A 14,147-nucleotide genomic window follows, 5' to 3' on the forward strand; every position below is an offset into this window, starting at 1 on the left:
AGCGTGATCATCGTTTCGTGCCTCTGACGCTGCCGTCGAGCTGGTCGCCGTCCGGGCCGTAGGCGATGCAGAGCACCTTCCGGTCGCCCTCGTCCCAGCTCGCGGAGTCGGGATACCAGAAGTCGGAGTCCAGGCGGGATTTGCCGATCTCGATGCCGACATAGGACAGGAAGGCCTTGTCACAGGCCGCCTCGGACGCCTTCACGACCGCGGACTCACCGGGCCACGGCCGGGCCGGGAGCGTCTCGACCGCGAACATCTCGGCATCGTGCGGCTCGAGGCACACCTCGCGCTCGACCTCGTCGTCGGAACCGACCTCGTCGAAGCACTCCCCGACCGCGAGCTCGTCGACGTACGTCGCCGGCACGGACGAGGTGGGCGGCGGCGCTCCGTAGTACTCCTCGCCGCTGCCGGTCGAGTCGATCGCGAACACGATCACGAGCATGATGGCCCAGCCCGTGGTGACGAGGCTGCCGATCACCAGCCCGGCGACAGCCTGCCCGGTACCGCTCTCCCGGCGCTTCTTGATCTGGACCAGGGCGGCGATGCCCAGCCCGATCGCGATCGGCGCGGTGATGCCGAAGAACAGCCCGGCCAGACCGGTGACCAGCGCGGCGATCGCGAGCGCGTTCGTCTTGTCCTGCAAGGCGCCCGGATACCCATAGCCGTATCCGTACGCAGGCGGATACACGGGTTGCTGCGGGTAGGGCTGCCAGTTCGGCGAAGGCTGCTGCCCGTACGGCGAGCCCTGAGGCGCCGGCTGATACGGCGAGCCCTGCGGCTGGTACGGCGACTGATGCTGAGGTTGCTGGTACGCCGAGGGCTGCTGGTACGGCTGGTAGGGCGAGGGCTGCTGGTAGGGCGAGGGCTGTGGGTAGGACGGCTGGGCGGGCGGCTGCGGGCGTCCGTACGTGGGGAAGTCGCGGGGTGTGTCCTGCGGCCGGATGTCCTGCGGCCGGTTCTGCTCAGGCCGGTTCTGCTCAGGCCGGTACTGGTCCGGACCGGATGGCGGTTGGCTCACGGCTGCTCCCCCCAGGGGCTCTGCGTCGGATGGTGTTCGAGTGGTTGCGACGCAGGCTCTAGCGCTGGGATCCGCGCATGGTGCCGGTCAGTTGTTTGCCGGGTTGTCCGACCATGCACAAGACGTTGCCGTCAGCAACGGCACGATCTTCCAGCACGACGTAGTACATGTCCAGGTCCGAGGTCTCGAAGGACTTGCCGATGAACGTCACGAAGGCGGCCGCGCACTGCAGGGTGGCGACCTGGCCCTTCTGCTCGCTGGACATCCCGGTCAGCGTCGCGCGGACCTTCGCGAACGCCTCACCGCTGTGCAGCGCGCCGCAGTCGGCGATCCGGACCACCCGAGGAGTCTGGGCCTCCAGGTCCGCGTCGAAGCACTGCGCCACCTGGACCTCGCTGATCACGGTGGTCCGGCCGATGCCCGCGCGCTGTTCGCCGTACAGGTTGAGGCCCACCGCGACCCCGATCGCGATCAGCCAGCACCCGCTGATCACCAGCGCGCTGATCGCCAGCGTGCGTCCCCGCGCCCCGGACTTGCGGATCCGCGGCAGCGCGATGAACGCCAGCACCGCGGCAACCGGCACGAGCCCCGGCAGGCTGAACACGAACGCCGCCACGGCATAACGATCCAGCCGACGTTGTGCTGGGGTCGGCACGCCCTCCAGCCAGGACTCGGCCGGCGGAAGCGGGTTCCGACCGGGCTGGATCGGGGAGGGCGGTTGGGTCATCCAGATCCTTCAGCATCAAACAAATGAATACGCCCGGGTTCCGTTTCACCCGGTCACCCACACATCGCAACGCCCACTACCTTCGTTACATCCCAGTCCGCAACCCAGACGCGTGTCTCACCCGTCGAACACCACTCAACAATCCCCTGAACACCCCGTGCGCGCCCCCGCAGAACCCGCTACCGCCCTGCCCTGAGAAGGCCCCAACTTCAACCGGTACCGCGGGTCACCACTCCCACTACCGAGAGAGACAGCTCACACCCTCATCCCACTGCCCGGCACCACTTCCAAGGACCCGTGAAGCCAACCCAAGCCTCCACAGCGGTCCATCATCCTCGAACGGAACGGCGCCGAATCAGCCTTCGAAGAGGGCGATTGTCATGGCTTCGAGGGCTAGGAGGGGGGCTACGTTGCCTTCGATTGCTTCGCGGCAGCCGGTGAGGGCGTCGATGCGGCGGATCGTCTGCTCCGGGCTTGTGCGGCCGGCCAGTTGCTCGATGTCCTTGCGCAGTTCGGCGTTGATCAGCTCGGACCCCGCGCCGGTCTGCAGCACCAGCACGTCGCGGTAGAGCGCCATCATGTCGACCAGCGACCGGTCGAGCACGTCGCGTTCCCAGCGCTTGGCCCGGGCCTTCTGCTGGTCCTCGAGCTCCTTCAGCGCCGCAGCGGTCTCTCGCGGCTTCGCGCCCTTCGTCCCCATCCCCAGCGCCTGCTCGAGCTCGGCCCGCTCCTGCTCGTCGACCTTCGCCGCACTCGCCTTGGACTCCGTCTTCGCGGCGTCGACCAGTCGCTGGGCCGCGTTCAGGCAGGCCCCGATGTCGCGCAGCTCGAACGGCACCTCGAGCACCTTGCTCCGGCGACTGCGGACCTCCCCGTCACGCGCCAGCGCCTTCGCCCGGCCGATGTGCCCCTGCGCCGCCCGGGCAGCGAACCCCGCGAGCTCGGGTTCGACACCGTTCTTCCGGGTCAGCATCTCGGCGACCGCTCCGACCGGCGGCGTCCGCAGTACCAGCAGGCGGCAGCGCGACCGGATCGTCGGTACGACGTCCTCGACCGTCGGCGCGCACAACACCCAGACAGTGCGCGGCGACGGCTCCTCGATGCTCTTCAGCAGGGCATCCGCGGCCTGCTCGGTGAGGCGGTCCGCATCCTCGACCACCATCACCTGCCAGCGACCCTGCGTGGGCCTCATCGCCGCCCGCCGGACCAACTCGCGGATCTCGCTCACCCGGATCGACAGCAACTCGGTCCGGATCAGCGACACGTCCGGGTGCGCCCCGTTGAGCGCAGTACGGCAGACCGCGCACTCACCGCAGCCCTGGTTCTCGCACTGCAACGCCGCGGCAAAGGCCCGACCCGCGTTGGACCGACCGGATCCAGGAGGACCAGTGATCAGCCAGGCATGCGTCATACCGGCCGTCGCCGCACCGCTCGCGCCCTGCAGCCGTGCAGTGGCCCCGTCGACAGCCTTCCTCAGTACTGCGACCGCGGGCTCCTGCCCGACCAGGTCGTCCCAAACAGTCATAGCCCCACCTTCGGCAGCATCGGCAGCAAGCGGGCCTGGATCTGCGCGGCGAGCTGCTCGCGGTCCAGGGTCGCGTCGAGGACCAGGTAGTGCTGCGGCTCGGTGGCCGCCAGGTCGAGGAACGCGGCCCGGACCCGCTCGTGGAAGTCGGCGGACTGTCCCTCGATCCGGTCCCGCTCCTCGAACCGCCCGAGCCCGCTCTTCGGCGGCAGGTCCAGCAGGATCGTCAGGTTGGGCCGGAGGTCCTCCGTGGCCCAACGGTTCACCCGCTCGACGTCGGTGAGGTCGAGGTCCCGGCCGGATCCCTGGTATGCGAGCGCCGAGTCGACGTACCTGTCGGTGATCACGACGGCGCCGGCCTTCAGCGCGGGCTTGATCACCGAGTCCACGTGCTCGGCCTTGTCCGCCGCGTAGAGCAGCGCCTCGGCGCGGTGCGAGATGTCGCCGGTGGCGGGATCGAGCACGATCTGCCGCAGCGTCTTGCCGAGGTCGGTCGCGCCCGGTTCGCGGGTGAGCAGGACCTGCTGGCCCTGGTCCTTCAGCCACTTCACCAGCAGCGCGGACTGGGTTGACTTGCCCGCGCCCTCACCGCCTTCGAGCGCGATGAACAGGCCGGTGGTCGGATACACACCGGTAGTCTTGCCGAAGCTGCGCCGCACGTCTCGCCAGAACGGCACCCCCGGCCGGTCGTCCATCTGTCGCCAGGCGACCAGCCCGATCACGGTGGCGAGCACCGCCGCGATCAACATCGTCATCGCGGCGCCGTTGTAGGTGATGGATTTGTCGCCCACCGAAACTGTGCGCCGGCCGATCGCGCCCGCGACGAACGGAGCCACCGCCAGCGTGACCGCGAGCACGGTCCGGACCGCGGACTGGACGAACGCGAATGTCCGCCCGCGCACGTTGTCCGGTACTTCGAGCCCGAGCAGCGTGTAGCCCGAGACCCAGGAAGCTCCCGCGCAGAAGCCGAGCGCGATCGCGATCATCGTGGCGATCTCGATCTGCTGGATCAGCGCGAGCCCGGCCAGCCCGATCCCCGAGCCGACCAGTCCCGCGGCGAAGAGGCGCCGGCGGGAGAGGCCGGAGAACAACCGCGGCGCGAAGCCCATGCCGAGCGCGAGACCACCGAAGACCGCACCGAACAGCACGCCGTAACCAGGATCACCCGCGTCCAGGTCCTCGACGTACGTGCGACCGAGCCCGATCACTACCGCGCCGGCCGCGAATGCGCCGGAGATCCCGACGACCAGGCCGCGGACGACCGGAGTACCGGTGACGTAGGACCAGCCCTCGACCATCGTCCGCCAAATCGTGGGGTGTTCCTCGTGGTCGTGGCTGCCGGCCCTGCCGATCTCCGCGACCGAGACGATCGCCAGGCCGGAGATGAGGAACGTGGCCGCGTTCACGTACACGGCCAGGTTGATGGAGAAGAAGTCGCCGAACCCTCGCGTGACCAGCGTGATCGCCGTGAAGATGACCGCCGCCGGCAGCGCCGATCCGTACGTCGTGATCAGGCTGAGCTGGTTGGCCGCCTCCAGCCGGTGCCGCGGCACCAGGTTCGGCACGCTCGCGTCCTTCGCCGGCCCCCAGATCAGGCTCACGATCTCGATCAGCACGGTGGCAACCAGCACCCAGGTCAACGTGCCGACGATCGGAATACTGACGAAGAAGGCGGCCCGGATCAGGTCGCCGACGATCATCGTCCAGCGCCGGTCCAGCCGATCCGCGACCCAGCCGGCCACAGGACCCATCACCAGGGCCGGCAGAACCCTCAGGAACAGCACGCCGCCGATGGCGAAGTTGGCCGCCTGATAGTCGTCACCCGCGAACGCCTTCGCCATCGCGGTCAGCGCCAGCAGCCCGATCCAGTCCCCCAGACTGGACAACCCGAACGCGATCCAAAGCCGCCGGAACGCCCGAATCCGCAACACCGCGCGCAGATCATGCGCCGGTGCAGGATCAGTCAAGGGGTCATACACCTCCGGCACGCGACAAAGCCTAGTCGGGCGGTAGGACAGTCCCCACGCCACTCCTCCGTCGCCCTTCCCACCCACCCACGGTCGCTCCTCCTCCGTCGCCGCTCACTGACGGCTACGAGGTGCTCGTAATCGGTTGCGAGCTGGGGCGACCGTCTAGCCCACACCGTTCCTCCGTCACAGCTCTCACCCACCCCAGGCCGCGGCTCCTCCCTCGCCGCTCGTTGACCGCTCCGCGGTCTGCTGGTCATCAGCGGATCGGGGATTCTTCTGCCCACGCAGCTCCTGCGTCGTGGCTCCCGCCCACCCCGCAATGCGGCTCCTCCTGCGCGCCTCTGGGAAGACGTGTTCGGCACAGTGCTCTGGTGTCCGACGCGCACCCGTCGCCGCGACCGGACTCACCGGTGCGTGGTCATGGAATCTGCTACGGTTGGTAGCGAAGTAGGAGTGGGACTTGGTCCTGCTGGTTCGCAGCCAGGCACTCCACAGAAGCGCGGTGACCCAGGTTCGAGTCCTGGCCCCTCCAGTCGGAGGATGTAGCTCAATAGGAAGAGCCCCGCTTTTATTATCAGGCGGCCCGCGTTGCGAGGCCGCCTGACCTGTACCTGGCCTAATCCCTCGCGATCGCGTCTGCCAAGAGGGCATCGGTCAACCGCAGCGGTCCGTAATGAAAACGCGCGAACCCTCGTGCTTTCCGCAGAAGCTTCTCGCCTTTGAGATCCGGGTGCTCTGTGCGCACGTCCTCGATGAGAAGATCCGCCCAGATCTCCGGCGCCAGCGCCACCTGCAAAAGGCAGTTCGCCTCCCTGGCCAGAGACTTGGTGACCGCAAGACTGAGGATCAACTCCGGGTGGCCGAACTGGATTCGAGCGTTGAGTTGCAGATCCTTCAGTGTTCGACCTGTCAGCTTGACCCAACCCGCTTCGGTAGAGGCGGTCCAAGTAGCGATGTGATCGATGAGGGGCCTGCTGGCACGGCTACCGTCGTGAATCATGCAGTTCCGCATCAGCCGCAACGTGTCCAACTGGGCGAGACTGTCGGGATTGAACGCGCCACCCGTGGCGTCTGCGATACCGGCGTGCTGCCTGGCCAATGCTCCCTTCGCCGCGGCAGCTCGCGCCCGGCTGCAGCAGCCACCGCGCACTAGGAGATCCAGGCAGGTCTTCAGATAATCCTCGTGCAGAGCAAGCGAGTACGGGACGCTCATCGCCCCCAGGTGCGCATCGGCAGCATCGAGAATCTGGCGGGCGTCTTCGGTCGTTAGGTTGAACCGCCTGATGTGCCGAACCCGAGGAAACACCTCGGGCAGAAGTCGCTCGGAACCTGCCGTCAACTGCAGCAGGTGTGAGGCCAGTTGAGCCCCAGCCAGGAGACCCATCATCGCGTTGCTGGCTTCGATCCGCTTGGCTTCATACGTTCGGTAATCAGCGAACCGAACCACCGCGTTGACCACGTTTCCCCCTCAATATTCCGGAGAAACCGTAGAACATTCCGTGCGCCGAAGCTAAACGGTCGTACTTGCCTGTGGGTAGACAGGAAGTCAACGGAGATTACAGGTCCACCCAAGCCGCGTCTGATGGTCTCGACTTGCCCATAGACCGGCTCACGGGTCGTCCGGCTGGCTGCCGGGTTCACTTCCCTAGGGCTATTGCCAGGGCTGCGGCCAACTCTAGCCACTCCCCGTGACCGCACGCGCCAATAGTCGCGAGCGTGTGGTCTAGGAAGTCACCCCTGCCCAAAGGCGAGTGCCTCGGGCAGGGGCGCACCACCAGCACCATCGTCTGAGCCGCGACGCAGGAGCGGCGGCCCTGGGTGGGTGGGAGCGGCGACGGAGGAGCGGCGAGGGCCGTCCGCCGTACCTAGATCTTCGTGAACCTCACCGACAGGGCGGCCGGGGCGGTTGTCAGTTTGTACTGGTCGGCGAGGGCCGGGCCGCAGGAGTTGGAGCCGATGCCGGCCTGAGCGAGGTCGAGGGTGACGTACGTGGTGTTACCTGCGACCAGGTCGGGGGCGTGCTTGGCGGACTCCAGGGCCGCGGTGGTCCAGTTGCGGACTGTTAGGCCGAACAGGGTGGGGGCCGCCTCGATGCGGAGGGGACCAACCGCTGCCCAGCGGGTGTCGATGTGGTGGCCGTTTTCCTGGGGGCGGACGTAGGGGGTCTGGAGCTCGTCAACGGAGGCGGAGTACTTGCCTACGGCCGCGGCGGCGCGGGTGTCGACGTACGCCTCTCCTGGGCCAGTGCCGAACCACTCGACCGCGTCTACACCTGGTAGCTCGAAGGTGATGCCTAGGCGCGGCAGTGTTGCCGGGTACTGACCTTCGGGCTCGATGGAGAGGTCCAGGCCGAGTGAGCCGTCCGCGATGTGGGTGAAGCGCCAGGTGGCCACTAGACCCCACTGGAGCGCGGGCGGCGCAGTACGGGTGACTACCTCCCAGGCGCCGTCGTGGACGCCTTCGGAGACAACCCGGTGCTGCACGCGGTGCAGGCCGGCCTCTTTCCAGGCGTCTGCGACTCCAGGGATCGCGTCGTTGTCCGTTGGAGCGCGCCAGACGTCCAGCCGCAGGTTCCGGATCGGCAGTTCGCCCAGGCTGATGCCTGCAGCGGTTGCAGTACCGCCCTCACCCACTGCCTCGGCCTTGGCGTGCCGGGCCTCGCCACTGACCCCAGTAGCTTCAGCAGCTCCGCCGGCGTGACGTGGCTGGTCAGCAGTCGGTACGTCGAGCCGCACCTGGCCCCAGGCGACCCGGTGACCGGCCTCGGCCCAGGAAGTTCCTTCGGTCAGCTCAGCCGTCACGGTCAACCAGGTGTCCGGCAGTCCGGCCTTCTGCTGCTCGGCGATGCCCGGGGGTAGCTCTACCGAGACAGTCTCGCCCGGCGCGATCGCAGGTACCGGGAGATTCCCGCTACCGACCTGCTCGCCGCCGGCCTCAGTGACGATCTGGAAGGTCAGGTGGCCCGTGTCGATCACCTCGTAGCGGTTGGTGATGCTGATGCCGCCATTGCCGTCCGCGGTGATCACCAGCGGCTCGATCACCTTCGTGTACTCGAGCATGCCGGGTGACGGCGTACGGTCCGGGAACAGCAGCCCGTCGCAGACGAAGTTGCCGTCGTGGATCTCCTCGCCGAAGTCCCCGCCGTACGCGTAGAACTCCTGGCCGACCACCGAGGTCCGCAGGCCGTGGTCGATCCACTCCCAGATGAAACCGCCCTGGCAGCGCGGGTACTTCTCGAACAGCGCGCGGTAGTCCGACAGCCCGCCCGGCCCGTTGCCCATCGCGTGCCCGTATTCGCACAGGATGAACGGCAACCCCCGGTACGCCGAGGGGTCCTCGCCGATTGCGGTGACGCCCTCAGGTGAGGTGTACATCTGCGAGTAGATGTCGACGAACTCCGCTTGCGTGTCCCGCTCGTAGTGCACCGGCCGGGACGGATCCCGGTCGTGCGCGAACTCGTACATCGCGCGCAGGTTGTCGCCCATCCCGCACTCGTTGCCGAGCGACCAGATCACGATGCTCGGGTGGTTCTTGTCCCGCTCGACCATCCGGCGCATCCGCTCGACCAGGTCATCCTGCCAGCGCGGGTCCATCACCGGGTTCGGCAGCGCGGGCGGCTCCGGCTCGTACCCGAACCCGTGCGTCTCCAGGTCGCACTCGTCCACCACGTACAGCCCGTACTCGTCGCACAGGTCGAGGAAGTGCGGGTGCGGCGGGTAGTGGCTGGTCCGGACCGCGTTGATCCCGGCCCGCTTCATCAGCAGTACGTCGTCGAGCATGTCCTGCTCGGTCAGGGCGCGGCCGCGATCCGGGTGGAACTCGTGCCGGTTGACCCCGTTGAAGAGCACCCGGTTGCCGTTCACGGTGAGCACGCCGTCCGCGATCGCGACCGTGCGGAACCCGATCCGCAACCGGACCTCACCACCCTCGCTCCGCAGTACTGCGTCGTACAGGTGCGGGCTCTCGGCGCTCCACGGCTCGACCTCAGGCACCGGAGTCTCGAAGCCGGTCGGGAACTCCAGCCCGAGCTCCGGTACGACGACGGTGCCGGCCACGTCCGAGTCGACCTTCAGCGTGCCGGTGCCGTCCACATAGGACGCGTGCACGAAGACGTCGGTCGGAGCGGACGGCTTGAGCGCGAGCAGGTTCACCTCGCGGAAGATCCCGGACAGCCACCACATGTCCTGGTCCTCGACGTAGCTGCCCGCCGACCACTGGTGCACCCGGACGGCGATCCGGATCTCCTTGCCAGGGGCAACCAGTTCGGTGAGGTCGAATTCGCTCGGCAGCCGCGAGCCGGAGGACCAGCCGACCAGGTTGCCGTCGACGTGGACGGCGAACCGCGAGTCGACTCCCTCGAACCGCAGCACCACCCGCGACCCGTCCCAGTCCGCCGGGACCGTCACGGTGCGCACGTAGTCCCCGGTCGGGTTCGCCGTCGGCACGTGCGGCGGCTCCAGCGGGAAGGGATAGACGATGTTCGTGTACGCTGGGGCGCCGTACCCGCTCAGCTGCCAGTGACCGGGCACGGTGATCGTGTCCCAGGCCGACGTATCCGGGTCCTTCAGGTCGTCCGGCGCATCGGCCAGACTCGGCGAGAGCCGGAAGCTCCAGTCGCCGCTCAGGGAGATCCGGGCGGAATCATCGTCCAGCCGCGCCCGCGGGGGCAGCACACCAGCACCGGGCGCGAAGTCTTCGACGTAACTGTGGTCATGGGTCACAGACATCGACCCTACGACCGATCCGTTCACGAATCCACACCGATGAACAGATATGGACAGTCCTTCGTACTGCGAAAGAAGCCCCAAACTGCTCCTCCGTCGCGGCTCAGCTACGCCGCGGTGGCGCGAACGGCAGCGGTATCTGCGAGTCCGCAACGGCATCGTCCCGCCCCTTGCGACCTCGGCGACACACCGCAGCAGCAATACCCCCGTCCCGGCTACGACCGGCAGTGGTGATCGGCCTGGGCCAGCCTCGACGAGCAGATCCTCACGTACGGGGAGTCGGTCACCTGTTCACCTTGGCCGCCGGCACCACCACGGTCAAGGAAATCTGGATCGGCAGCTTCAGCGATGCGCTGTGATCGGCCTGGCAAGCAGAAACCCCTCGAGCATGCTCCAGGGGTTTCTGAAATACCGGAGTGTCCGTGGGTAGCTGGCTCGAACCGGATCTGTTGCTCCAGCCAGAAGACGGCGGGTTGCAACGCCCCAATCGATAGGCCGATCGCTGCTCGGTTGTACTCGGTGAGGGTGTCCAGGGCCGCATGAGCACAGATCGCCAAGCCAGCTGCACGCGGGGCCCGTCGAGTGGTCTCCCCCAGCGGGTGTCTCAGGCGTGTAGGCGAGGCGCGCCACCGCGGGTTCATGAGCCGCGACGAAAGAGCGGGAGCGAGGGGTGGGAGGGAGCGAGCGACGGAGGAGCTGCGTGGGAAGGAACTATCCCGCGCAGTTGCGGCAGAGGCCGACCAGCGCGACCTGCTCCGGGGCCAGCTGGAAGCCGAGTTCGCGGGATAGCTTCCGGCGCACCGGATCCAGGATGTCGCCGGCCACGTCGACCACCGTGCCGCACTCGCTGCAGCGGAGGTGGAGGTGACGCGGCGCCAGCTCGCCTGCCAGGTGGTACGTCGTCCCGGCGCGCCCCAGGTGCACATGGGTGACCAGGCCGAACTCACCCAACGCGTCGAGCGCACGATAGACCGTCGCGCGGTGGATGCCTGGCCGCAGCTGCTCGGCTCGCTCACCGATCTGCTCCGCGCTCAGGTGCTCCTCGGTGCTCGCCAGCACCTCCACGACGGCGAGCCTGGCCGGGGTGACCCGCTCGCCTCGTTCGCGGAGCCGTTGCGCGGTGACCTCGGCCGGGCCCTTCGCAGTACCGGACATCAGGACTTCTTGGCCGCGGTTTTCTTCGCCGTCGTCTTCTTGGCAGCGGCCTTCTTCGTCGGGGTCTTCTTGGCCGCCGCCTTCTTGGTGGCGGTCTTCTTCGCCGTCGTCTTCTTCGCCGCCTTCTTGGCGATCTTCTTCACCGGTCCGCGGGCCCGCTTGTCGGCGAGCAGTTCGGCCGCGCGCAGCAGGGAGATCGTCTCGACCGAGTCGTCCTTGCGGAGCGTCGCGTTCGTCTCGCCATCGGTGACGTACGGGCCGAAGCGGCCCTCCTTCACCACCACCGGCTGACCGGATTCCGGGTCCTCGCCCAGCTCCTTCAGCGGCGGCGCCGCGGCGCGGCGGCCGCGCTGCTTCGGCTCGGCGTAGATCTTCAGCGCTTCCTCGAGGGTGATGTCGAACATCTGGTCCTCGGTCTGCAGCGACCGCGAGTCGGTGCCCTTCTTCAGGTACGGCCCGTAGCGGCCGTTCTGCGCGGTGATCTCGTCCCCGGACTCCGGGTCCTTACCGACCACCCGCGGCAGCGACAGCAGCTTCAGCGCGTCGTCGAGCGTGACCGAGTCGAGCGACATCGACTTGAGCAGCGAACCGGTCCGCGGCTTGGCGGACTTCGGCGCGTCCTCGGGCAGCACCTCGGTCACGTACGGCCCGAACCGGCCGGCCTTCGCGACCACCTTGAGACCGGTGTCCGGCGTCTGGCCGAGCTCCAGCTCGACCCCAGAGGGCTGGCTGAGCAGTTCGCGGGCGCGCTCGACGGTCAGCTCGTCCGGCGGCAGGTCCTCCGGAACGTTGGCGCGCTGCTCGTCCTTGTCCTCGACGTACGGGCCGTAGCGGCCGACGCGGACCACGATCCCGCTGCCGTCGGAGCCGACCGGGAAGGTCGACATTTCCCGGGCATCGATGTCACCGAGATCACTGACCATCGACTGCAGGCCCTCGATGCCGTCGTCTCCGAAGTAGAACCGGCCCAGCACGCCTTCGCGCTGCAGATTCCCGGCCGCGACGTCGTCGAGCACGTCCTCCATCGACGCGGTGAACGCGTAGTCCACCAGCCGCGTGAAGTGCTCCTCCAGCAGCCGGACCACCGCGAAGGCCAGCCACGCCGGAACCAGCGCGTTGCCCTTCTTGTAGACGTAGCCGCGAGCCTGGATGGTGCCCAGGATCGACGCGTACGTCGACGGGCGGCCGATCTCGCGCTCTTCCAGCTGGGCGATCAGCGTGGCCTCGGTGAAGCGGGCCGGCGGCTTCGTCTCGTGACCGGAGGCGAGCACCTCGGTCGCGGGCAGTACGTCGCCCTCGCTCACGTCCGGGATCTGCGTCTCGCGGTCGTCGGTCTCCGCGGACGGGTCGTCCGCGCCCTCGACGTACGCCTTCAGGAAGCCGTGGAAGGTGATCACCCGGCCGGACGACGTGAACTCGCAGTTCTCGCCCGACGAGGCCTTGGCGTCGATCTTGATCGAGACGCTGTTGCCGACCGCGTCCTTCATCTGCGACGCGACCGTCCGCATCCAGATCAGCTCGTAGAGCCGGTACTCCGCGCCGCTCAGCCCGGTCTGCGCCGGCGTCTGGAAGTGCTCGCCGGCCGGCCGGATCGCCTCGTGCGCCTCCTGAGCGTTCTTCACCTTCGAGGTGTAGACCCGCGGCTTGTCCGGCAGGTACGACGCGCCGTACAGCTCGCGGACCTGCGCCCGGGCCGCGGTGATCGCGGTGTCGGACAGCGTCACCGAGTCGGTACGCATATAGGTGATGTTGCCGTTCTCGTACAGCCGCTGCGCGATCTGCATCGTCTGCGAGGCGGACATGTTGAGCTTGCGCCCTGCCTCCTGCTGCAGCGTGGTGGTCCGGAACGGCGCGTACGGCTTGCGGGTGTACGGCTTGGACTCGATCGAACGGACGGTGAAGGAGGAGTCCCGCAGCGCGGCGGCCAGCGCGGTGGCGGTCGACTCGTCCAGGTGGACGGTGTTCCCGCTCTTCAGCTCACCGGTCGAGGCGAAGTCACGCCCCTGTGCGACCCGACGACTGTCCACCGAGACCAGCCGGGACGGGAACAGCCGCGGCGTCTTGCCCTCGCCGGCGTCCAGGGTGGCGTCCAGGTCCCAGTACGAGGCGCTACGGAACGCGATCCGCTCGCGCTCCCGGTCGACCACCATCCGGATCGCGACCGACTGGACCCGGCCCGCCGACAGCTTCGGCATGACCTTCTTCCAGAGCACCGGTGAGACCTCGTAGCCGTACAGCCGGTCCAGGATCCGCCGGGCCTCCTGGGCGTCGACGAGCGCGTCGTTGATGTCGCGCGCACTCCCGACCGCGTCCTGGATCGCCTTCGGCGTGATCTCGTGGAAGACCATCCGCTTGACCGGGATCTTCGGCTTCAGCTCGTCCAGCAGGTGCCACGCGATGGCCTCGCCCTCGCGGTCCTCATCTGTGGCGAGGTAGAGCTCGTCGGCGTCCTTGAGCAGGTCCTTCAGCTTGCGGATCTGCGCCTTCTTGTCCGCCGGTACGACGTACAGCGGGTCGAAGTGGTCCTCGATGTTGACCCCGAGCCGCGCCCAGGGCAGGCCCTTGTACTTGGCCGGGATCTCGTCGGCGCCCTTCGGCAGGTCCCGGATGTGGCCGAAGCTCGACTCCACCACGTACCCGGACCCCAGGAAGCCGGCGATCATCCGCGCCTTCTTCGGCGACTCGACGATCACCAGCCGTCGTCCGGTCGACGTCGCCGCCGACCCGGGTGCTGCCTTGGTCCCAGATGCCCCTGCCACTGCGCTCCTTGCTCTTGCCACTCTCGTCCTGCCCCACAACGTCTGCGGCCGGACCGCCCATTCCCCAGGCAGACCTTTGACACAGACCGACCCGTCCGAGGACAGAGTACGGCCGACAGCAACGCATTTCTCAACGCACGGTAACCGCTCGGAGCGTCGAGACCCTCATCAGAGTTTCAGAAAGTGGTCACCAACCCCGTCTCCCGCGCGTCGCGCGCGCCCCGCCGGACGCCCGAAATCCACCCCCGTTTCCCGCGCTCGCGGTC

Annotated in this window: 8 protein-coding genes; all 8 read right to left on the minus strand. The window is 67.9% G+C overall.

The window, feature by feature from the left end; genetic code table 11:
* Positions 1-7: 7 nt before the first annotated feature.
* The 8 genes from EV648_RS09110 to topA all read right to left on the minus strand — a co-directional run bounded on the left by EV648_RS09110 (position 8) and on the right by topA (position 13,881).
* Positions 8-1,021, minus strand: a complete 1,014-nt coding sequence (locus EV648_RS09110; protein WP_132287616.1) for a DUF4190 domain-containing protein — start codon at positions 1,019-1,021, stop codon at positions 8-10.
* Between the two features lie 58 nt (positions 1,022-1,079).
* Positions 1,080-1,748, minus strand: a complete 669-nt coding sequence (locus tag EV648_RS09115) for a DUF4190 domain-containing protein (RefSeq protein WP_132287619.1) — start codon at positions 1,746-1,748, stop codon at positions 1,080-1,082.
* A gap of 355 nt (positions 1,749-2,103) precedes the next feature.
* Positions 2,104-3,273 carry a DNA polymerase III subunit delta' gene (locus tag EV648_RS09120; RefSeq protein ID WP_132287622.1) on the minus strand — a complete coding sequence of 390 codons (1,170 nt, stop codon included), beginning with the start codon at positions 3,271-3,273 and terminating at the stop codon, positions 2,104-2,106.
* A complete protein-coding gene (gene tmk / locus EV648_RS09125) occupies positions 3,270-5,240 on the minus strand; it encodes a dTMP kinase (RefSeq protein ID WP_241994987.1) in 1,971 nt (656 codons plus the stop codon). Before tmk ends, EV648_RS09120 begins: the two co-directional genes overlap by 4 nt.
* A gap of 619 nt (positions 5,241-5,859) precedes the next feature.
* Positions 5,860-6,702 (minus strand): hypothetical protein, encoded by an 843-nt coding sequence (locus EV648_RS09130; RefSeq protein ID WP_132287628.1) that lies wholly within the window; start codon positions 6,700-6,702, stop codon positions 5,860-5,862.
* A gap of 406 nt (positions 6,703-7,108) precedes the next feature.
* A complete protein-coding gene (locus EV648_RS09135) occupies positions 7,109-9,970 on the minus strand; it encodes a glycoside hydrolase family 2 TIM barrel-domain containing protein (RefSeq protein WP_241994988.1) in 2,862 nt (953 codons plus the stop codon).
* Between the two features lie 708 nt (positions 9,971-10,678).
* The gene (locus EV648_RS09140) at positions 10,679-11,122 is read right to left on the minus strand and encodes a Fur family transcriptional regulator (protein WP_132190326.1); all 444 of its coding nucleotides are present in this window, start codon (positions 11,120-11,122) and stop codon (positions 10,679-10,681) included.
* A complete protein-coding gene (gene topA / locus EV648_RS09145; protein WP_132287631.1) occupies positions 11,122-13,881 on the minus strand; it encodes a type I DNA topoisomerase in 2,760 nt (919 codons plus the stop codon). Before topA ends, EV648_RS09140 begins: the two co-directional genes overlap by 1 nt.
* Between the last annotated feature and the right edge of the window lie 266 nt (positions 13,882-14,147).

The organism is Kribbella sp. VKM Ac-2568, from assembly GCF_004345365.1.
Classification (GTDB): Bacteria; Actinomycetota; Actinomycetes; order Propionibacteriales; family Kribbellaceae; genus Kribbella; species Kribbella orskensis.